Here is a 21,498-nt window from a genome sequence, read left to right as displayed (position 1 = left end):
TTAGCTATAGAAATACAGGTGTTTTAATTTGTAAGGATAAAAATAGCAATAAATGCCATCAGAATCCCTAATAGATTTAGTTTGTTTAGTTTTTCATGGAATATACTCAAACTAAAAAAAACAGAGAGTGTAACGATTCCAATATTAACGATACTAAATACAATGGAACTATCCAATCTGGATGTGTTTAAGGATGCAATTAGAAAGTAGAGAGAGCCAAAATTTGTAAGTCCCAATACTATTCCTCCAATTAATATTTTGGGTTGTAACAGGCGCTTTAAATCTTCTTTTCGTATCATCAAAATTACTAATCCCGCTATTGCGGCAATTGCAAATAGCAAGGTGGAAAATTGTTCAGTACCACCCTTACTAAGATGTTCTTCTTGTGCATATTTTACCATAGAGTCAACAGTTCCGGCTCCAAAAAAGAGTAGGATAGGTAGCCAAATGTATTTTCGATTTATTTTGTCTTTTTGATCTTTGTAGATGGCTAAAATCACCGAGCATACAGCGATCCCAATACCAATTGATTTTTTTGCTGAAATGGATTCCTGGTAGTAAAGAATCGAGAAAATCATGGGAAGAACGAAGGACATTTTACTTGCTAAAGTTGTAACTGATATGCCTGCTTTTTGTGTAGATCTGCCTATAATAAAGAAAACTCCTATAAATAAGATGCCAATTAATATGGATAAGATAAACCAATCCTGCTGAATTATTTTCCCGAAATGGAATTTTGTGGATAAAACAAATCCACAGAATGAAGCGGTTATATAATTGATAATAATGGCATATAGAATATCAATATTGAATTTCTCAAGATATTTGAAGCAAAGAAAAATTCCGGACGAGGTGAGAATTGCAAATAGTAAGTTGAGCATGTTGTTTGATTTGGCGTAAAGTAAATCAAAAGAAAATAAAAAAGCAGATTCAAATTGAATCTGCTTCTCGGTTAGCAATAGTAGTTAGTGATAGAACTACATCTTTAATTTTTTGTCAATTTCATCTATTTGTGTCTTAAATCCTCGGTCTGTATCCATCAGATTGTTCACTGTTTTACATGCGTGCAGAACAGTTGCATGATCTTTTTTTCCAATTTGAGAACCAATAGAAGCTAAAGAGGCTTTTGTTAGAGTTTTAGAGAAATACATAGCAATCTGACGAGCCTGAACAATTTCTCTTTTTCTGGTTTTTGCCTGAAGAACATCAATAGGTAGTGAAAAATGATCACAAACGACTTTCTGAATATAATCTATAGAAAGTTCACGTTTGGTATTTTTTACCAATTTATCGATGATACCAATGGCTAATTCAAGGTTTAATTCTTTTTTATTTAAAGTAGATTGAGCAAGTAATGATATTAAGGCTCCTTCCAGTTCTCTTACATTATTCGTAACCTGACTAGCAATATATTCGATGACTTCGTTGTCTAATACAATACCATCTTTATATGCTTTTTGCTGTAGGATACGTACTCTTGTTTCATAATCCGGATTTTGAAGATCAGCAGAAAGTCCCCATTTAAATCGGGATAATAATCTGTTTTCCATTCCTTTTAACTCAATAGGAGCTTTATCCGAAGTAAGAATTAATTGTTTGCCCGATTGATGTAAATGGTTGAATATATGGAAGAACGTATTTTGTGTTTTCTCTTTTCCAGCTAATTCCTGAATATCATCAATAATAAGAACATCGATCATTTGATAAAAATGAAGAAAATCATTCTTGTTATTATTTCTGATAGCTTCCGTAAATTGGGTTTGGAATTTATTCGAACTAACGTACAATACAGTTTTATCCTGATATAATTCTTTCGTTTTTAAACCAATTGCTTGTGCAAGATGAGTTTTTCCCAATCCGGAATCACCAAATAAAACCAAAGGATTAAATGCTGTTCCTCCAGGATTTTCAGCAACAGCCAGACCCGCTGACCTTGCAAGTCTGTTGCAATCTCCCTCAATAAAATTCATAAATGAATAATCAGGATTTAATTGGGAGTCAATATGTAATTTTTTAATTCCTGGAATTACAAATGGATTTCGAATGGTTTGTTCTTCTTTATCCGAAGGCATACTAATAGGACGATTTTTTGTCTTAGCTCCGTTCGATCCAGGTACAACAACTGAAACAGGCTTTGAATCTGCAATATGGTTATTTTCCATTACCACATTGTATTCCAATTTAGCACTATTACCGATTTCTTTCCGAAGTGTTTTTCTCAGAATATCAATATACTGCTCTTCCAGATACTCATAAAAAAAGTGACTTGGAACTTGTAATGTTAGGATTTGATTCTCCAAATTCAAAGGTACGATGGGCTCGAACCATGTTTTGAAACTAATTGGAGGAACATTGTCCTTTATTACAGCCAAGCAATTATTCCAAACCTGGAAGTGATTATTATTCATTTCTATTTCAGAGTTTTAAAAGATATAGGGTAGCTCAAATTTGCTTATGCAAGATTGTGAAAAAAAAAAAGAAAAAAAAATTATTTTACTCTTGACTTTTTAAAAACATTTTTTATCCTACAAAACTAAAGGGATTGAGAAATGTAAAAAAAACAAAAAAAATGTAAGTAGCTGAAGTACAGTACGTAACGGCTTAAAAAGATCTAAACTTCTGGTTAATAGAGTTTTCTGATATTAGTACTCTTTTGTCTGATTTATCATCTTTAAAACCAGCTAGATAAATACATAATGTGAGTCGGGTTAAGTAATGCTTGAAATGTGCTTCTATCCAAATAAGAGTCAGTAATTTGAGTGTTTTTGTTTTACTATAAATTTAGCTGTTAAATATTTCACAATTCTTCAGGTGTTATTTTAATAATAAAGGCATCGGGGAAATCGGCCTTTGCTTTTTTAAGTTTCCGTATAATCTCCTTATAGTTTTGAGTTTCATCAATTGTGTATTTATATCTTCCATTAAAATAGATCTCTTCAATATTTCTGTATTGTTTAAATGCAGGGTCATCTACGGAGACTTGTGATAAGGAAGACATGATTTGAATGCGATAGAATACTTTTTTGTCTTTATTTTGTTTCTTTTTATTTTTTTCAGCTTTTAGGTAAACCGTTTTTCCAGTATCAAAAAGAGAGAAGTGCATGTATTTTTTTGGATTGTTCTTTAAGTCGATTAAAAGATTGGTTAGATTATTCGAAGCTGCTTCCAAATTCATATATAATGTATCGTTGTTTATCAGCATTCCTATAGATCCTTCTCCGGCATTAATCTTATCCAATATTTGGTTGGCATTCTGTAATGTCTGTTTAGCCTGAATAATAGTTTGTGCAATTTCAGCGCCGGAGAGAGAATCACTGATTGTAGAGAAATTAGTTAGAATTTTAGTGATATTTTTATTGTTGTCTTTCAAATTACCAGTTATGGAATCAACATTAGCAATTATATTTTCCATATGAGATTTCTGACCTGTTACAATAGTATCCAGTGTTCCAGAAGTATGTTCCAAACTTTTGATAGTTGTATTAATGCTACTAAAGCTTTGGGATAAATTTTCTCTTGTTTTCTCATTAAATACATATTGAATAACGGAAAGCGCAGAATCTACACTTGCCATTAATTTCTCTGCTTTTCTTTTAAGTGGTAGCATCTGCATGCTAACTTGCTCTTTTAAATCTCCTTCGATATTTCCTTTTATGGTATCACCGGATTGAAGCATCTGTTTTGAAGAACCTGCAATAAGTTTAATTTCTTTCGTTCCCATTATATCAGAACTAACAATTCTGGCGATAGTATTGGATGGTAGTTTATATTCATCTGAAATAGAAAATTCAACAATTAATTGATTTGCTAAAGCGGTATTAAATTTGATGGATCTGATTTGTCCTATTTTAAACCCTCTTAAAGTTACGGGACTGGAATTTTTTAGTCCGTCTACTCGCTCATATCGGGCATAAAATATTTGCTCAGAGGAAAGCATATTAAATCCTTTTAAAAAATTTACCCCCCAAATTAGGATAACAACTGTACCTACAACTACTAAACCTATAATGGCATCTTTTGAGATCTTCATATATGGACTATTTTCTTAAATACTTGAATCTTTGAGGAAATAAATGGAATATTATTGATTTCGAATTTAATTCCTATAAGATTATTTAAGTTCTGATTAGGAACAACTTAATTTGTTGATTTGATTTACTTATTTAAAGTAAAGTTAATCATGATTTTTGAAGTTTTTTGGCTTTTGATAGAGAAATTCGCTTTCCTTTATAATAAGCAACTACAAAACAGTCTTTTATTTTTTCTCTTATCTTCCTTTGAAGAAGTATTATTTCACGATAATTATCTGTTGCGCCAATGGTATATTTATAAGTTCCGGAAGAAATTCTTTCCTCTATATTGGTGAGACTTTTAAATTCTCTTGAGTTTAAAGGGATTTTTTTAGATGATGATTTTATCTGTACACAATAAATTAATTCAGAATCATTTTTTTTTGCAACAGCTACATTGGGGTAAGAGGTAACAGAATCAGATTTTTCAATCTTCTTTCTATTCAATACTACACTTGAATCTTCAATTTTGTTTTTGTATTGTTTAAATGCTCTATATATAGCGCTAGCCAGATAATCCTGACCATTTATTGTATTCAAATATTTCTCTTCTGTAGGATTCGAAACAAATCCAACTTCAACTAATATGGATGGCGTGCTTACTTGCTTTAGAACCCAGAATCCCGCTTCTCGAACCCCGCGGGAATGTCTACCAGCTCTATTCTTAAATTGAGCCTCGGTTAATTCTGCCAGATCAATACTTTTATCACGATTTACACCTTGCATTAAATTAAAGATGATATAGGAGGCTGGATTATTTGGATCGAAGCCTTCATATTTTGTACTATAATCCTCTTCGTAGAGCATTACAGAGTTTTCCTTCATTGCGACTCGCAGATTTTCTTGAGTTTTGTGTAATCCTAATGTATAAGTTTCCGTGCCGCGGATTTTGGGATTTGGGTTGGAATTGGCATGAATTGAAATAAAAAGATCAGCATTACTATGATTCGCAATATTAGATCTTTCATTTAAAGGAATAAAAACATCTGTTTTACGAGTATAAATAACTTTTAAATTGGGATATGTTTGCTCTATATAGGAGCCTAATTTTAATGCAATCTTCAGAACAATATCTTTTTCTCTAACTTTTTTTCCCAAAGCTCCGGGATCTTTTCCTCCATGGCCAGCATCAATAACAATAGTTTTGATACGGTAGTTGTGCTTTTGGGAATAGCAGTTATTACTTACCAATAAACAGGACGAAAATAGTATTAAACCTATTGATGATCTTTTTATTAGCTTTGATAGAATATTGAATGTGATAATGTTCATTAGAAAAATCTTCATAAAAGAACTTAAAAAATGTTTTCGAAGTTCGTTTCGATTAGGGAATATAGTACATTTATTTGTATTTTTGGCGACTCAAGAATGAGCTAAGGAAGTTGGGACATCTACTTAGATTCATGAAATCGTCTCTTTCACAAAATTAATAGATAAAATTGCAATTGAAATTACAACAAAGGGTTTTTATTCTATTCATTGGAGTTATTCTTCCTCTGAATATATTTGCCAATATTTCATTTTCTTCTATTCCGAACAGATCTGCAATCATTTTGTCTGATAATGAATGGAATGGGGAGGGAATCTCAGAATTGCAAAAAATCACACAAAAGGATACTTTGAATACGGTAGTCTCAGATAGTCTTACTTCAGATTCAACAAAAACTGAAAAAAAGGCTCTATTTGAAACGGTTGTGGAGTATAATGCTGATGATTCTATTATTTTTTCGCTTACCGGTCAGAAAGTATTCCTAACTAATAATGCTTTTGTGAAATATGGACAAACCGAATTAAAGGCTTACTATATTGAACTTGATTTGGATAAGCAGGAAGCTTTTGCTTATGGAATTCAAGATAGTATAGGAACTTTTATACATACCCCCGAATTTAAAGATGGCTCCGAAGAGTTTACTTGTAAGGAGTTAAAATATAATTTTAAAACCGGTAAGGGCTTGGTTAATGAAGTTATTACTGAGCAGGAAGGCGGGTTTGTTCATAGCGAGATAACCAAAAGAATTGATGACAAGACTTTTTATCTCCGTAATGGAAAATATACCACCTGTGATCATCCTCACCCTCATTTTTACGTGAATATGAGCAAGGCGAAGATGATTAAAGGAGATAAAATTATTTCCGGTCCGTTGAACCTGGTTATTGAAGACGTACCTCTTCCTATTGGCCTACCATTTGCTATGTTCCCATTTAGTTCCAAATATTCTTCCGGAATTATTATTCCTAGCTATGGTGAAGAGCAAAGAAGAGGTTTTAATTTACGTGGTGGTGGATATTATTGGGCTATCAACGATTATTTAGATTTGGCAATTAAAGGAGATATTTTTGCCAACGGCTCCTGGGGAACCTATTTGGAATCAAAATATAAGAAAAGATATAGGTATAGTGGTACACTTGCTACAGAATACCATTTTAATAAATATGGAGATAAGGGTTTAGAGGATTATTCTGAATCAACAGACTTTGCAATTCGTTGGACGCATACACAGGATGCAAAAGCTAACCCATATCGAACCTTTTCGGCATCGGTAAATGTTTCCACTACAAATAACGATAGAAACAATTCACAGTCTATACAGAATATTGTAAATAATCAGAAACAGTCTAGTATTTCCTATAGTAAAAAATGGCCCGATAGTCCGTTTAGTTTAAATGCCAGTTTAAGACATTCGCAGAATAGTAGAGATACTACTATCTCGCTTACCTTGCCAAGTGTGTCCTTGAACATGACTCAAATCTATCCGTTTAGAGCAAAAGGGAAGAGTACTAATTTACGGTGGTATGATAAAGTTGGAGTAAGCTATTCTTCTAAAATGGAGAATCGAATTAATACCAAGGAAAGTAAATTAATGTCCTCTTCTTTATCGAAAGAATGGCAAAATGGATATAAGCATAGCATTCCGATAAGCACTAATTTTAAATTGGCTAAGGATTTAACCCTTTCGCCAACCTTAAATTATACTGGGGTATTATATACCAAATCGATTCGTAAGTCTTGGGACAATAGTTTGAATGAAGGGGCTGGAGATGTTCGTATAGATACGGTTCAGGGCTTTCGATATGCGCACAATTATTCAACAAGTGCTTCCTTGTCCTTAAGTCCTAAAATTTATGGGATGTACACTTTTAAGGAGAGTTCTAAAATTGCTGCGATTAGGCATGTCATGACTCCCAGCGTGAGTGTAAGCTATACGCCGGGTATTGGGGTTTCAAGGAGTAAATATTATAAGACCTATTTTAATGAAGAAACGCAATCGGATGTGGAGTATTCCATCTTTGCAGGTAGTTTGTATGGAACTCCTTCAGGAGCAATGGAATCGGGAAGTATTGGATTAAGTCTGGATAATAATATTGAAGCGAAAGTACGTACGGCAAACGATACTACCGGCGTGGAAGACATGAAGAAAGTGAAAATTCTAGAGAGTCTTAAATTTTCCACTAGTTACAACATGTTTGCAGATTCTTTGAACTGGTCCGCTATACGAATGACCGGAAGAACTAAAATCTTTAATAAGAAATTGGATCTGAAATTTAACTCTACGGTTGATCCCTATAAATTGAATGCCAATAATCAAAAGATTAACGAATTTGGTCCCCGATTAACAAATGCATCCATTGATGTCGGATTTAGTCTTTCGTCACGGGATTTAACGGGTCAGACAGATGGAAAAGGTGGTAATGAAGGTGATAAAGAAGTTGCAAAAGAATGGAAAGATCCTCGTTATGTAGATTTTGATATTCCCTGGTCTTTCTCCATAAAATATGGATGGACTTATTCCAAGCCACAAAGAACGAGCAATGTAAATCAAACGCTGGGAGTTACCGGTAATTTTAGCTTAACACCCAAATGGAAAATGAGTTTTTCAACAGGATATGATTTTGCTGATAAAGAAGTTACCGCAACCCAGTTTACTATTACCAGAGATCTTCACTGTTGGCAAATGTCCTTTAATTCCATCCCTTTTGGGACGTATCAATCCTATAATTTCAGAATCAATGTGAAATCATCTATTCTTCAGGATTTAAAATACGAGAAGAAACAAGCATGGCAGGATGTTCAGTTCTAGATAAATTTAATTGTAGGATTATCCTCCCTATTTTGGCCGGTTAGAGTTCTTATTCCAGAATCCAGTTTTGCAGTATTTTATTACCGTATGGAGTCATAATAGATTCAGGATGAAATTGTACACCACATAAATCCAAATGTTTGTGGCGTATGGCCATAATAATTTCCGTCTCATCCACAGCAGTGATTTGAAGACAATCGGGAAAATGTATTGCCGAAAGTGCCCAGGAATGATACCTTCCGGATAAAAAAGTTTGAGGAATTGTTTTAAATAAGGGATCATCTATTGCAAGTATTCTGGTGTTTTTAGGAATTCCATGAATAATATCTTTCAAGTTGATGAGTTGAGCTCCAAAATATTCGCCAATAAATTGCATTCCCAGGCAAACTCCCAAAATTGGTTTTTGTTTGGCATAGCGATCCATAATTTTCTTCATAGCAAATACCTCATCAGGTAATCCTGGTCCGGGGGAGAATATAATTTTATCAGATTTATTAATTTTTTCCCAGTCAATTTCATCATTTCGCATCACAAATACTTTCTCACAGTATTGCTCAACGATATGAACCAAATTGTAGGTAAAGGAGTCGTAATTATCAATTATTGCTATTCTCATTCAGGCTTTTTTCTTTTAACTTAGAGCGCAAAATAAATCAATTTTCAACAAATACTAATTATTAACAAATGAAAAGAATTATTAATTCAGAAAAAGCTCCAAAAGCAATTGGACCATATAGTCAGGCAGTGGAAGCAAACGGAACATTATACATATCAGGACAACTTCCTGTTGATGTTGCAACTGGTAAGTTTGTGGAAGGTGGAATTAAGGAGCAAACACAGCAAGCCATGAAAAATATTGGCTTTATATTGGAAGAGGCTGGTTACAGCTATAAAGATGTAGTAAAATCAACTTGTTTACTTAGCGATATTTCAAATTTTGCTATAATGAACGAGGTATATGGTGAGTATTATAGGGAAGATTGTCCGGCACGAGCTGCTTTTGCTGTGAAAGATTTGCCTTTAGGAGCACTGATTGAAATTGAAACCATTGCGGTGAAATAAGATATTTAACCCATGTAGGATAAGGCTGCTGATTTTAATATTGGCAGTCTTTTTTCATCGGGTAATAAGATTTATTGACCGATGACTTTTTAAAGCAGGTGCAAAAACGAGGTATCGAGAAAATGCTAGAAGGAGAATTGGATGGTCATTTGGGCTACGAAAAGCACGAAAAATCAATAACAAATAACTCCAGAAATGGCTATGGTACAAAGGAAGTACGTACAAGTCTGGGAGAATCTGAAATCATTGTACCTCGCGATAGAGATGCTATTTTCAACCCTATGATTGTTCCCAAGTGTGGCAATATGGTGGAAGGGATAGAAAATGTTATTGTATCACTCTATGTCAAAGGGATGAGCAATGGAGACATCGAACGGCAAATTCGGGTAGTCTATAAGTTTGAATTCTCCACAAGCACAATATCCCGTATTACCGATAAAGTAATTGGTGATATTGTTGCCTGTCAAAATCGCCTACTAGAACCAGTTTGTCTGATTGTTAGGATGGATGGTATTGTTTTTAAGCTGAGGGAGAACTCGAAGGTAATCAACAAAACCATTTACATTGCCATAAGGCTTCGCAGGGATTATGATTGTGTAAAAAGAATCTTCAGCCTACTGGATGAGTGTCTTAACAGATCTGAAAGCTCGTAGGGTTGAAGATCTGCTGATTACCGTAACAGATAATTGCCAATAGTAATTTGATGGAACCTTACTTTTTAATCAAGCTGGCATATTATCCTATACAACGAATTTTTTTAAAGTTTTGATATTTTTTTGATTTGAATCGCTGAATTCTTTAAATTTTAAAGAAATATTTGATTGCATATTTATTTTTTAATCTTAGCTGTGGTAATTAAGTGGTATATAATTAGATTGTTGCAATTTAGTTTGTAGAATGGTGGGTGTAAAATTGCAATTATTTAAAGGAAACACTAAATTCGAAATGTCCAAAAATATTATCCTTTCATATTGATATCATTTAAAGCTTGTTTGTTTTCAATAAATATTTCTTTCCCTTTTAAGCTTATGATGCTTTCTTTTTCAAATTCTTTTAGGAATTTAACTGCACTTTCAACAGTTATAGATGCAAAGTCTGCTATATCCTGACGTGTTAAATACTGAAAAACCTTATCTGCTTTAAATTCATCAGAAGTTAGGTATAATAAAGAGGATGCAAGCTTGCCTCTCATTTGCTTAAAAGAAACATTTTTAATTATTTCCAAATACCTATTTTCATTTTTGGAATTCTTTGAAGTGATTTGCATGGAAAAATCAGGATTTTTTAGAATGATTTCTTTTAATGCTTCCTTTTCTAACATACAAATGGATGAATCAGTAAGTGAAATTGCCGAATATTGATAAGTGTTTTTATTGAAAATTGATGAAAAAGCCATGAAGTCTCCTTTTTTGGCTAGGCGAATATTAATTTGTTTTTCTTTCCCTGTTTGAAGATAAACTCGAACTAAACCACTATTCACAAATAATACATGAGGGGCGAATGCTCCCTGTTTAAATATTGTCTCTCCTTTTAAATAATTTATTTGAGTTTTCTTTTCATTCAAGAATTTAAGATCCTCATTATTCAAATTTTGAAAGCATCCTGAAATGTGTTCAATATTTTCATTTAGTGCCAAAACTATTCGAATTTAAATTGTTAGTTAAAAGTTAATGCTATGAATATACTTGTCAAGTTAATATTAATGATTTTGCAGCAACTAATAGAAATATTCTATTTCATTTGTTTGCAAATCATTAAGAGTCGAAAATTAATATTTGATAAGTAATTTCCTATAATATATTAATTTATTCTACCGATTACTTAAATTATTTTTTGTTGTTACAAAATTTATCTTAAATAATTTTGTAAAAAAAATAATGAAAAGATTAGCTATCCCAATTGCAGAAGGTAAACTTAGTGAGTTTTTTGGACAATGTAGCTACTTCGAGATATTCGAAATTGATAAAGCATATGTAAAAAGCAGTAGGATTGATTTTCCACAATTGAAGGATATTATTCAACTACCGGAATGGATAGCAAGCATTGGAATAACTGATGTTGTTACATTTAAGATAGATAAACGGATTGTAAATCTATTCGGAAATCATAAAATTAACTTGTTTATAGGTATTCGAAAGATTACTTCAAACGAAATAATTAAAAAATACTTAGAAGGCACTTTAATTTCTGATGAATCAATCATTTCAGAGATAACAAGTGAAAGAGAATAATTAGCTGTCAGTTCCTAAGATTACAAACATTGATAATGTCTATGAAATATTTTCAGTGCTCTCAGGAAATATGATCCCAAGATCTGGTTTTGTCTTAGGCAATATTAATGGTATACCGGCAGGAATATCTTAGATGAAAAGAGGTTTGATTAATTAGAGGACTTATGCGAATTCGAAAATTTAAAAACGAATATATATAATTATGAATCACCAGGAAATTGTACAGATATTGAATGAAATAGAACACCCGGCTATTTGCTATTCTTTGATAAAACTTGGGATTGTTAAGGATATTGAATTAGAAGGAAAAAAGGTGAATGTTGTATTTGCTTTTCCATTCCCTAATATTCCAATCGCTGATCAATTGATTGCTTCAATTTCTATTGTAGTTAGAAAATTAGATTTAGAATTTGAGTATGAAACGAGAGTTATGGATGATTTGGAACGTGAGTTGTTTTTGCAAATGGAGTCTAAGGCTTGGAAGGGATGATGTTTTTCAAACTTTATATTTGTGGATTTTTGTTAAGCAGAGCATAAGGCTTGGGGAAGCTTAATAGCTCGTGTTTAGAAAAAGCAACTAGAAATAGAACACCTTTTTGATCGAAATGATAATAGAGTAAACATTGAAAACAGATAATTTAGGTAATTAATAAAATATACAGGTTTAATGTAGAATCTATTCTAATTAAATTCCTGATACACTAAGATAATAATTCTGAGACGTATTTCAGAGTACTTAATTAATAGAAAATGAATGAAATTTTAAAATTTGCATTTGCGGTAAATCATTCAAACTTGTTTGAACAAAAGCATTTTGGTGACGCCGACAAATTTATTATTTATGCATTGAATGGTAAGGAAATTAGCTTTGTTGATGAGGTTGAAAATCCATATAGAATCTTTAAAGAAGAAAAAAAGCATGGCTCACAACAAAAAGGAAAAGCAATTATTCATTTGTTAAAAGATGAAGGGGTTAAGGTGTTTGTGTCAAGACAATTTGGACAGAATATTAAAGTGATTAATAGTCATTTTATTCCTGTAATTGTGAGTGTGGAAGAGCCAATAGAGGCAATTGAAATCTTAAAAAGACATATTAATTGGATTGAGGATGAACTGATAAACAAGTCTTCAGACTATAAATTATTTCTTATGAAAAAAGGTATACTTAAAACTATTATCAAAAAATAGGAAAAACTTGGAATAGGGTTTAGGAACTTTAATCATATTTGAATATTTTATGAATAAATGTTAAGATTTATATAGGAAATTACAGAATGACATTATTTGACAATATATCCAGACATAATTTTAAAGCTTTTTTATGGCATGCTGGTTTTTTGGCTTTCGCTCAAAACTTCATGGACGTAGATACAGTTATTCCAGCAATGGTTGTTGAAAGTGGTGGTAGTGCCATGCACATAGGAATAATAACAGCAATTATGATGGGAGGATCTAGTTTTACACAATTGTTTTTTGCTCCTCTTGTAAATAATAGCAAATATAAGAAGAATTATTTATTGTATGGAATCAACTTAAGAGTGTTGTCATTGATTGCTTTAACCATTGTCCTATATTGGTTTTCCTCACGTCATTCAATTTATATTTTTTGGTTCGTATTCGTTTTTATTTCTCTATTTTCTCTGAGTGGAGCATTTGCTAACATAAGTTATGTTGATATATTTGGAAAAACCATTAATCAAAATAAAAGAAAATCTTTCTTTGCTTTAAAGCAAATAATAGGAGGAGTAATTGTACTGTCTACAGCGTTTCTAGCAAAAAAAATGTTGTCATCATTTGATTATCCTACAAATTATTCAATTATGTTTTTAATTGGAGCAACTGCATTATTTATTGCTTCATTGGGATTTTGGAAAATAAAAGAAACAGAACCTTCAGGGATAAAAATTTCAGGTTTTAATAATTTTATAGGCAGTATGCTGAATGAAATAAAGGTGAATAAAAAACTTGTTTATTTTTTGGGCTTTATAAACACACAAGGTATTGTTATATCTTTTATTCCATTTGTAATGCTTTATGCAAAAGAAACATTCAATACACAGGGTTCAGATACTGGTGAATTTTTATTGTTTAAAGTAATTGGAGTGGTTATAGTTAGCTTTATGATATGGCTAGTCAATAAAAAAGTTAAGTATAATACAATATTATATAGTAATGTATTTTTATCGATACTGTTGGCATTGTTAATCCTGCTGATTAATAATGTAGATACATTAAAATATATATTTATTTTAGGAGGTATTGTAATTTCTCTATTTACCATTACCATGAATGGTTTGTTGCTTGAAATTTCAGGGAACGAAAATCGTGCTCTTTATGCAGGATTTGCTGGTGCTGGAAATATAATTCCATCAATTTTTCCTCTGATAGCCGGAGGTATTATTAGTAAACTTGGGTATGCTGCATTTTTCATTTTTTTTATGCTCATTATTTCTTTTTCACTTTACTTTATTTTAAAAATAAAGTGTAGTAGGTAGAAATCATAAATGTGTTAAAATTCTGATATCATGCTATAAATCGTATTTAAATCATAAATAGTAATAATTAATAATAAAATTTTAATAATGAATTACGAAATAGTAATAATAGGGGGTAATCCAGCAGGTGGTACTGCTGCTATAGCAGCTAAAAAGATCCATGAAGATAAATCGGTATTGGTGATAAGAAAAGAGGCTGAATCTCTTATCCCATGTGGAATACCTTATACATTTGGTACTCTTAATAATATTGAGGATAATATTAAAAGTATAGAACCTGCAAAGAAAATGGGTGTTGATTTCCTTATCGATGAGGTAATATCTATTAAAAGTGATGAGAAATTATTAACCTTAAAAAACAGTGAAGATATAACTTATGAGAAATTAATAATAGCTACTGGCTCACAGCCTTTTATTCCCCCAATCGAAGGAAATGATTTGGAAGGAGTTGTAGCAATAAGAAAAGACTTAGAATATATTAAATCTATTAATCCTATACTGAGAAGTGGGCAAAATATTGTTGTTGTAGGTGCTGGATTTATAGGTGTTGAGATGAGCGATGAATTGTCTAAGATATGTGATAATGTAAGCTTGATAGAATCAATGGATTCGATTTTACCATTGGCTTTTGATAAGGATATGATAACTCCTGCTCTGGAAGTACTATTAAAACATGGCGTTGATGTTCGTACAAATACTATGGTGGACAAGATAATCGGAGAAAATGGCAAAGTTTCAGGTGTGAAACTTAAAACTGGAGAGGTAATTAAGGCCGATCGGATTATTTTATCCATTGGTTATAGACCAAATATTAGTTTGGCAAAAAAATGCGGACTTGAAATTGGTATTTATGGGGGAATAGTTACAGATGAATATCTTAGAACTAGTATAGATGATATTTATGCCGTAGGTGATTGTGTCGAACACAGAGATTTTTTTACCCGAAAACAGTCGAAGTTAATGCTTGCATCTACAGGTGCTTCTGAAGCTCGTATTGCCGGAATGAATTTGTATGACTTGAGGGTTATTAGGCAAACTAAAGGTAGTATAGCGATTTTTTCAACAACTCTTAATGAGATATCTTTAGGTGCAGCAGGACTAACTGAAAAGCAAGCTAAGGCTGAAGGCTTTAGGTTTATTATTGGTAGAAATACAGGTGTTGATCATCACCCTGCCTTATTGCCAAATACTTCTCCTCAAATTATTAAATTAATTTTCTCAAAAGGTGCAGGAGTTCTTTTAGGAGCACAAATAATTGGCGGCTCAACGACAGGGGAAATGATTAATATATTGGGATTAGCAATTCAGAAAAATATGACTGCTCCTGAGTTAGCTATTATGCAATATGGTACACAACCTATGCTTACAGCTGGTCCCGGTAATTATCCTATTGTATTAGCAGCCATGAGTGCTGTTCAACAAATGGGTAACTGAAATATGATTTATTGTTGAACGAAACCTAAAGGTAGCTAAAGCACAAAACTCTGGCTACTTTTAGTAAATGTTTAATTAAAAATTATTGTGATGAAAGAAAAGTAAGAATCTGATTGAACGCGCTTGTCTTATCATTCCTAAATTTAATGAACTCTTTTGTAGAATGAAACGCTCTATCGAGCTTTCTGGAAAAAGTCAAAGTACTTTAAACAACTACATCAGGCGGATTGCCTTGTTTGTTCTTCACTTTAATCGCCTGCCTGAACAGATCAGCGAGGATGAAATCAACGAATATCTTGTGGCTCTTGCCAGAGATCCCAAATCACCATCGCGCAGTAGTTTTAAGCACATGGTTTATGGACTTCGGTATTATTATCGCTTATTGGGAATGAATAAAAAAGCCATCGCTTTGCCATCCCTAAAACGAGAAACAAAACTTCCTGTCATTTTGAACAGAAAGGAACTCAAGGAGAATGGAAATAGATCGGGAAAAATAAAAAATACTTGTATCCGATACATTAACTGAGCGATACATTCAAAGGTAAATTCCTGGATAGCATCAAGCGTGCATTGCGAAAAATAGGGCATCTCAGCGGTTTCGATTCTGCTATTCAAACAGCGTATAATAAACCGTGGGTGGTACATTGTGAACCGTCAATGGCTGATGCCGAACATGTAATTAAATACTTGGGACAGTACACACACCGAGTGGCTATCAGCAATGATCGTCTTCTTGAAATAAGCGATACACATGTATGTTTCATTGCCAAAGATTATCGCAATAAGGCTCAGAAAAAACCAGTCCGATTATCAGGTGTAGAATTTTTGAATCGTTTTTGTCAGCACATTCTACCCAAAGGCTTCGTTAAAATACGACGATATGGCATTTATAATGCAACCACAAAACGAAACCTGGAACTTCAATTTATTCCTGAAGAATCTGCTGTAGAGAAGGAGTTATCGGGCAAAAATAAAAAGGAAACAAAGCTTGAGCATATCAAACGGCTCACAGGCTTTGATATTGGGAAATGCCCAAAATGCAAACATGGACGAATGCATATTGTTGGCGAACTCCCTCGAATACGTTCCCCCAGTCGCCCTATTTACCAATTGATGAACGCCTTTTTACAATAATATGAATGACTTCGTTTCAAATCTTCATTCCTATGAAGACTGGATTTGTACGCCCTAATCTCTCGGTTTTCATCGCTTTACAAACAGTACAGCCTGTTGAAAATCCATAAATTAGGAAGATTAATGCACCAGATTAATACTAACTCCCCCTCTGAAGACTTCAGAATACAAGAAAAATCGTCGGTAAAAGCATAGAAAATCCAAAGCAACACGGGATGTAGTTCAACATGTACTCATCGCTGGGTCTTGCAGACCACTCATAGTTCTATTTATTAGCACTTGTTTTATTTCTTTTTACGAATTTAATTCCAAGTATTATTAAGATTACTATCAAGGCAATAAAAAATACGCTTGTTGAAATACTTTTTAGAACTGTAAAAGTATTGGTTGCATTAACCATAGTCTCTGTCAAGTCTGGATAATTGTTCAACATTGTAATTATTCCTATATTTTCCAAATAATCTGAAATTCCTGCAATTACAGGAAGTAGGCATAAATATAAAAATGGGCTATTAAGTTTGTTTAGTTTTTTTAAGAAATATCCCAAAAGCAAACAGTAAGAAAGTCCGAAAAGTAGTGGGTAAATCATATCCACAGGTATTTGGCTGGTTAGATAAGTCTCTCGTCCATTTTCTCCAAGAGAACTGAATAATTCACTTACATAATTCAAATCATATCCAGAGGGCATCATATCCAATAATTTCATTCCGTTAGAGAATTCCATTGTTTTAGGAATTGTAACAGTCAGCATAAAGATGTAAACAACATTGGTCAAAATAAAAAGTCCTAAAACCTTTTTTCCTGAAATATTCTTTTCTATAAATTTAGGTAATCGTTTCATTTTTTTCTTAAATAAGTGCTAACGAATAGCTGTAAGAATCCGTCACCTGTTATGATTTTTACAGCCTGTTGGGATGAGTTTTGCTGTGAATACCACTGACGTAAATTTTAAGCTATTCTGATTTATAATTTTACTTTTAAAATTTCATTCCCTTTTGTATTGTTTATACATCCATGTATGAATCTGTTCAATAAGGGAAGAAGGGATTGCCACACCCCAGGATTCTTTCCTTACTTGACTTTCTGGGAAAAGTCCTGTAACTTCTCAAAGTCAAAAACGTTTTTACGTTCCAAGTGTGTAACACTCGCACGCTTCAAGCGTTGACTTTGAAGAACTTCGTTCCCAAGAATCCTTCCTTAACCCAATCCCTGAAATTTTATCTCAAACGCTCAAATTCACAGCAATATTCATTTCAACGTTGCGTATATGAAAAGAAAGCGGTTGCGAAGCAAAAATCTTTCTGTGTGCAAGAAAGGTTAAACGGGCTACGAATGTTGATGTTACTACAATCTCGCTTATTTTTTATATACATTGTTAGGCACTGGCTATTTTTATTTTTTTCAAGTACACATAGTCTGTTGTTAATTCACTTAATTCGGTTGAGTTATCAATTAACTTTAACTTATGTACAATATCGTGTCTATCCAGTCTTAATTGTGTTTCTGTTCTAATGTTTTTAGCAGGCTTAATTAATTTTTCTATTGCTTTATCAGTCTTTTCGTTAAGGTCAATAAGACCAATTAATTTGATATATTTTGTCGTATCAGGAAGTTCTCTTTTCCCGTTTGTTAATTTGATAGCATCATCAAGAATTGAATTTCGTTGTGCCGCTCCATAGTAAAATCCTTCGTTGATTGGAATAACACATTTTATTTCAGCTATTATTTTTTTGTTCGGTACTTGAATATCAAATCCATTAGTATTTGGTTTAGTTCTATTTACTTTTTGAACTAATTGATTGTGCTCTTCATTTGATAAGTTAAAATAGTTAGCAATCCAGTTACTAAATGCTAAAGTTGTCTTTAATGTTAAAACATTATTTATATCAGATAAAGCCATTTTAAGGTCAAGAAGTTGGCTCTGATTTAAGGTGTTATAATAGTCCTTTTCAGATTTTGTTAAGTTCTTGAGAAAAGCATTTAATCTCTCCTTCAATTCTAAATCTCTATCATATATTTCAGTAGTCTTTTTCAATGCAATCAACTATTTTTTCTTGTCAAGGTTAATTTTTATTACTTCTTCATTATCCTTTTTTTTAATTACCAAAGTTGCAATAGACCAATTATCTGTTTCTCCATTTTTAAATTTCATTTTTTCTATATTTTTTTCACCAAACAGATAATATCCTTTTTGTTCAAGGTCTTTTAAAAGTTCATTTAATTGCAATCCCATTTGTACTTTATCATAAACTTCAACCATTCCACTTAAATCTCCGTAATCAGTTAAATCTTGCAAAACTCCGCCAATATATTTAGCATCTTCTTCATTTTCCACTTCATCATAATCAGTTCTGTATCCATAGGAATCAGAAACAATATTTAAGAGTTCTTTTCCAGAAGTTATTCTTGCTAAAAATCTTGGTTTATTTGATTTTCCTTTGTTAATTGATTTGTCTAAAGTATTTTTCACCCAATTTTCGTGACTTAATTTGATGTATCTGAGTAGTTCCTCAGAATAAGTATCTGTCAATTCATCAATTTCTTTGTGATGATTTCTACACAATAAAATTAAGTTGTCGGATATGTCATAATTATCAATATTCGGTTTATGTCTTGGTCCATCTAATTTACTGCTGATTATATGACATTCTTCACCAATATTGAATTCATCTCTATCAGTTTTTTTTGAGAATAGTTCTATCTTACATATTGAGCATCTATTTGCTGATTTAGACCAAATATTTTTTCTTGTCTTACTTGATATTCCCATTCTGTTCATTTCTCCTGCTTGTGCCTAACGAATAGCTGTAAGAATCCGTCACCTGTTATGATTTTTACAGCCTGTTGGGATGAGTTTTATTTCCTGTTGATTATAACATTCATAAGTCCTACAATTTCATTCAATGTCTTTCTATCAGAACCAATATGAACTCGAATAATTGGCTCAGATAAACTGTCAACATTAATAATAACAGTATAGTCGTGATAAACTTTATCATCGTCTTGCGTAGTAATAGTGGATTTTTTGGCTGTAGAACCACCAATAACTGCGCCAGCACCTCCTAATAATACATCACCTACAACAGCTCGTTTAACCATATTTCCACTATTTGCCTTAGTAGTAGAAGTAATTTGTCCCTTAACAACCTTTTTATCATCTGTAAACGTACAACTTAATATACTTTTCATCTGAAAGTTTTTACCACAAATCCAAATTCTTTTTGATTCTTCAAACGCAATAATTTCTTTGTCTAAGCTATATTGTTTCAATACAAATACTTTTGTAGGATCACCGTATTTATTAATGAGTTCAGTTCGAGATTCATTATATGCTGGTATAATTACATTTTGCAATTCTTGTTTCCTTTTAGCTTTAGCTTCTTTGATTTTTTTTTCTCGTTCATTCCTTTCTTCTTTGTCTTTTTCAGAAAAAATAATAGCGACAATAATAATCACAACTGTAGCTACAACAAGGATTGTCCCGAGAGTGTTCCATCCGGCAATAAAACAAATACAAATGAAGAAAATGAATAATAATACGTATCCCATTAGATTAGAAATTAAAAGGTTAATAATGAAATTTACAAATAATTAAATGGCTTTGATTCCCAACTGTCAGCACAATCTTCCGACTTGTACTTCTTTTATCGGTTGAATTTATACGCATACACAGCCAATTTGGCTGTGTATGCGTATGTTTTTTAAGATGTGTTGATTAAATCATCAATAGGATTTTTAAACTTACAGAAATCTGTTTTGGATACATGAGTGTAAATTTCAGTCGTTTTCGAACTACCATGTCCTAAGCCTTCCTGTATATATCTTAAATCTGTTCCCTGCTCTAAATGATGTGTTGCAAAACTATGACGTAAAATATGTGGGTCAACTCGTTTTTTAATTTTTGCTCTTTTTGCAGCTTGTTTCACCACATTTAAAATACTTTCGGCACTGTATTTAGAACTATTTACTCCTTCAAATACCCACTGCTTGGGTTTTTCTTTTTTATAGTAATTCCGAAGCAGTTCCATAGTTATTCATGCCTGTTTGTTGTGCTCTTTAAACAATACAAAATCTGTTGATTTTATTTGAGTCCGATAAAAATATATATTTTATTTAATTTGTCTGTGCAAAATTTAAAACAATTGAGCTGGAATCAATATAAATAAGCTTTTCATAAGTTGAATGGGGGAGAGCAAGCTGCTGTAAAGCCTTTAGCTTGCTGTAATACTTCGTCTATTTCTTTTGTCCGGAAAAATAGAAACTTACTCCATTAACTTGATGCATTAGCCTTAACATGCAACTGCTTTTTTAATTTCACTAGTACATTTTTTATAAATCACATAATGCAATTGTTCGGCAAGGAAAAAAGACAATGGTCTTTTGGAAACAAAGGGTGTACCGGTAGCATACAGTTATCTTTTACCTGCAAGAATTAGAGCTTTGCAGTCCACCCAATCGGAATGGAAAGCAGTATCGAAAAGTAAAACTGATGTGGCTAATCAGGGGAGCGAGCTACCTGAAAACGCTCTGTAACCCCCGCGCAGGCTAGGCAAAAACCCGCAGGAAGGGTAATTTTGCCGCAGGACGCTATATTTAGGCGCAGGAAGCCTTAAAAGTCCGCAGAATTGTGAAAAACTGCCGCAGGAGACCCGAAATAGCCGCAGAATTGCAAGATACTGCCGCAGGAGACCTCAAATAGCCGCAGAACGATAAAAAATCGCGAAGTACGCTATGATTTTACCGCAGCGCACCAAAAAAGTCCGCAGAATTGCAAAAAATTGCCGCAGCGCACTCCAAACTGCCGCAGCGTGGCAAAAATAAGCGCAGCGCACTATGATTTTACCGCAGCGGGGATTGAAAAGCCGCAGCGCGAATAAAAAGAGAGTAGGAACGACTAATACTTTCGTAAACAACAAAAGACCTCCAATAGCGAGGTCTTTCTAATTTATCTGTAAAATCACACATTTTAGTCATAGAAAGGCAGCATTGACTT

20 protein-coding genes and 1 pseudogene are annotated in these 21,498 nt (G+C 32.7%); 10 read left to right on the top strand and 11 right to left on the bottom strand.

Annotated features, from left to right (window positions below; genetic code table 11):
• Window positions 1-23: 23 nt before the first annotated feature.
• The 4 genes from DLK05_RS01240 to DLK05_RS01225 all read right to left on the bottom strand — a co-directional run bounded on the left by DLK05_RS01240 (window position 24) and on the right by DLK05_RS01225 (window position 5,342).
• Window positions 24-881 carry an EamA family transporter gene (locus tag DLK05_RS01240; RefSeq protein WP_127342152.1) on the bottom strand — a complete coding sequence of 286 codons (858 nt, stop codon included), beginning with the start codon at window positions 879-881 and terminating at the stop codon, window positions 24-26.
• 96 nt (window positions 882-977) lie between these two features.
• The gene (dnaA, locus tag DLK05_RS01235; protein WP_127342151.1) at window positions 978-2,408 is read right to left on the bottom strand and encodes a chromosomal replication initiator protein DnaA; all 1,431 of its coding nucleotides are present in this window, start codon (window positions 2,406-2,408) and stop codon (window positions 978-980) included.
• Window positions 2,409-2,797: 389 nt separating this feature from the next.
• The gene (locus tag DLK05_RS01230; RefSeq protein ID WP_127342150.1) at window positions 2,798-4,030 is read right to left on the bottom strand and encodes an MlaD family protein; all 1,233 of its coding nucleotides are present in this window, start codon (window positions 4,028-4,030) and stop codon (window positions 2,798-2,800) included.
• Window positions 4,031-4,178: 148 nt separating this feature from the next.
• The gene (locus DLK05_RS01225) at window positions 4,179-5,342 is read right to left on the bottom strand and encodes an N-acetylmuramoyl-L-alanine amidase family protein (RefSeq protein WP_209319640.1); all 1,164 of its coding nucleotides are present in this window, start codon (window positions 5,340-5,342) and stop codon (window positions 4,179-4,181) included.
• Window positions 5,343-5,515: 173 nt separating this feature from the next.
• Between DLK05_RS01225 and DLK05_RS01220 the strand changes: the two genes are divergently transcribed.
• Entirely contained in the window at window positions 5,516-8,149 is a 2,634-nt protein-coding gene (locus tag DLK05_RS01220) for a putative LPS assembly protein LptD (RefSeq protein ID WP_127342148.1), read from the top strand.
• A 49-nt stretch (window positions 8,150-8,198) separates the two neighbouring features.
• On the opposite strand, the gene DLK05_RS01215 is transcribed toward DLK05_RS01220, so the two are convergent.
• Window positions 8,199-8,765, bottom strand: coding sequence for an anthranilate synthase component II (locus DLK05_RS01215; RefSeq protein ID WP_127342147.1), 567 nt, complete (start codon window positions 8,763-8,765; stop codon window positions 8,199-8,201).
• Window positions 8,766-8,833: 68 nt separating this feature from the next.
• On the opposite strand from DLK05_RS01215, the gene DLK05_RS01210 reads away from it, so the two are divergent.
• Together DLK05_RS01210 and DLK05_RS01205 are read left to right on the top strand one after the other, a co-directional pair.
• Window positions 8,834-9,211: a RidA family protein gene (locus DLK05_RS01210; RefSeq protein ID WP_127342146.1), complete on the top strand. Its 378-nt coding sequence runs from the start codon at window positions 8,834-8,836 to the stop codon at window positions 9,209-9,211.
• A gap of 80 nt (window positions 9,212-9,291) precedes the next feature.
• Window positions 9,292-9,898: pseudogene (locus DLK05_RS01205) on the top strand (transposase); the annotation flags it as partial.
• Window positions 9,899-10,169: 271 nt separating this feature from the next.
• Here the strand turns inward: DLK05_RS01205 and DLK05_RS01200 are convergent.
• The gene (locus tag DLK05_RS01200; protein ID WP_235831937.1) at window positions 10,170-10,847 is read right to left on the bottom strand and encodes a Crp/Fnr family transcriptional regulator; all 678 of its coding nucleotides are present in this window, start codon (window positions 10,845-10,847) and stop codon (window positions 10,170-10,172) included.
• A 241-nt stretch (window positions 10,848-11,088) separates the two neighbouring features.
• Between DLK05_RS01200 and DLK05_RS01195 the strand changes: the two genes are divergently transcribed.
• The 7 genes from DLK05_RS01195 to DLK05_RS01165 all read left to right on the top strand — a co-directional run bounded on the left by DLK05_RS01195 (window position 11,089) and on the right by DLK05_RS01165 (window position 16,505).
• Window positions 11,089-11,442 carry a NifB/NifX family molybdenum-iron cluster-binding protein gene (locus DLK05_RS01195; RefSeq protein ID WP_127342144.1) on the top strand — a complete coding sequence of 118 codons (354 nt, stop codon included), beginning with the start codon at window positions 11,089-11,091 and terminating at the stop codon, window positions 11,440-11,442.
• A 202-nt stretch (window positions 11,443-11,644) separates the two neighbouring features.
• Window positions 11,645-11,932: an iron-sulfur cluster assembly protein gene (locus tag DLK05_RS01190; protein WP_127342143.1), complete on the top strand. Its 288-nt coding sequence runs from the start codon at window positions 11,645-11,647 to the stop codon at window positions 11,930-11,932.
• Window positions 11,933-12,192: 260 nt separating this feature from the next.
• The gene (locus tag DLK05_RS01185) at window positions 12,193-12,630 is read left to right on the top strand and encodes a NifB/NifX family molybdenum-iron cluster-binding protein (RefSeq protein ID WP_127342142.1); all 438 of its coding nucleotides are present in this window, start codon (window positions 12,193-12,195) and stop codon (window positions 12,628-12,630) included.
• An 86-nt stretch (window positions 12,631-12,716) separates the two neighbouring features.
• The gene (locus DLK05_RS01180) at window positions 12,717-13,937 is read left to right on the top strand and encodes an MFS transporter (RefSeq protein WP_127342141.1); all 1,221 of its coding nucleotides are present in this window, start codon (window positions 12,717-12,719) and stop codon (window positions 13,935-13,937) included.
• An 87-nt stretch (window positions 13,938-14,024) separates the two neighbouring features.
• Window positions 14,025-15,371: an FAD-dependent oxidoreductase gene (locus tag DLK05_RS01175; RefSeq protein WP_127342140.1), complete on the top strand. Its 1,347-nt coding sequence runs from the start codon at window positions 14,025-14,027 to the stop codon at window positions 15,369-15,371.
• Between the two features lie 163 nt (window positions 15,372-15,534).
• The gene (locus tag DLK05_RS01170; protein WP_127342139.1) at window positions 15,535-15,897 is read left to right on the top strand and encodes a phage integrase N-terminal SAM-like domain-containing protein; all 363 of its coding nucleotides are present in this window, start codon (window positions 15,535-15,537) and stop codon (window positions 15,895-15,897) included.
• The gene (locus DLK05_RS01165) at window positions 15,894-16,505 is read left to right on the top strand and encodes an IS91 family transposase (RefSeq protein ID WP_127342138.1); all 612 of its coding nucleotides are present in this window, start codon (window positions 15,894-15,896) and stop codon (window positions 16,503-16,505) included. Before DLK05_RS01170 ends, DLK05_RS01165 begins: the two co-directional genes overlap by 4 nt.
• A gap of 265 nt (window positions 16,506-16,770) precedes the next feature.
• Here the strand turns inward: DLK05_RS01165 and DLK05_RS01160 are convergent, their stop codons facing one another.
• From DLK05_RS01160 to DLK05_RS01140, 5 genes are all read right to left on the bottom strand, one after another.
• Window positions 16,771-17,346: a hypothetical protein gene (locus DLK05_RS01160; protein WP_127342137.1), complete on the bottom strand. Its 576-nt coding sequence runs from the start codon at window positions 17,344-17,346 to the stop codon at window positions 16,771-16,773.
• A 534-nt stretch (window positions 17,347-17,880) separates the two neighbouring features.
• Window positions 17,881-18,540 carry a hypothetical protein gene (locus DLK05_RS01155; protein ID WP_127342136.1) on the bottom strand — a complete coding sequence of 220 codons (660 nt, stop codon included), beginning with the start codon at window positions 18,538-18,540 and terminating at the stop codon, window positions 17,881-17,883.
• A gap of 9 nt (window positions 18,541-18,549) precedes the next feature.
• Complete coding sequence (locus DLK05_RS01150) at window positions 18,550-19,284, bottom strand: HNH endonuclease (RefSeq protein ID WP_127342135.1); 735 nt, start codon at window positions 19,282-19,284, stop codon at window positions 18,550-18,552.
• 77 nt (window positions 19,285-19,361) lie between these two features.
• Window positions 19,362-20,054, bottom strand: coding sequence for a hypothetical protein (locus tag DLK05_RS01145; protein ID WP_127342134.1), 693 nt, complete (start codon window positions 20,052-20,054; stop codon window positions 19,362-19,364).
• Between the two features lie 152 nt (window positions 20,055-20,206).
• Window positions 20,207-20,533 carry a tyrosine-type recombinase/integrase gene (locus DLK05_RS01140; RefSeq protein WP_127342133.1) on the bottom strand — a complete coding sequence of 109 codons (327 nt, stop codon included), beginning with the start codon at window positions 20,531-20,533 and terminating at the stop codon, window positions 20,207-20,209.
• Between the last annotated feature and the right edge of the window lie 965 nt (window positions 20,534-21,498).

This window comes from Ancylomarina longa, assembly GCF_003996985.1.
Lineage (GTDB): Bacteria > Bacteroidota > Bacteroidia > Bacteroidales > Marinifilaceae > Ancylomarina_A > Ancylomarina_A longa.
This window is presented reverse-complemented; position numbering and strand designations above follow the sequence as displayed.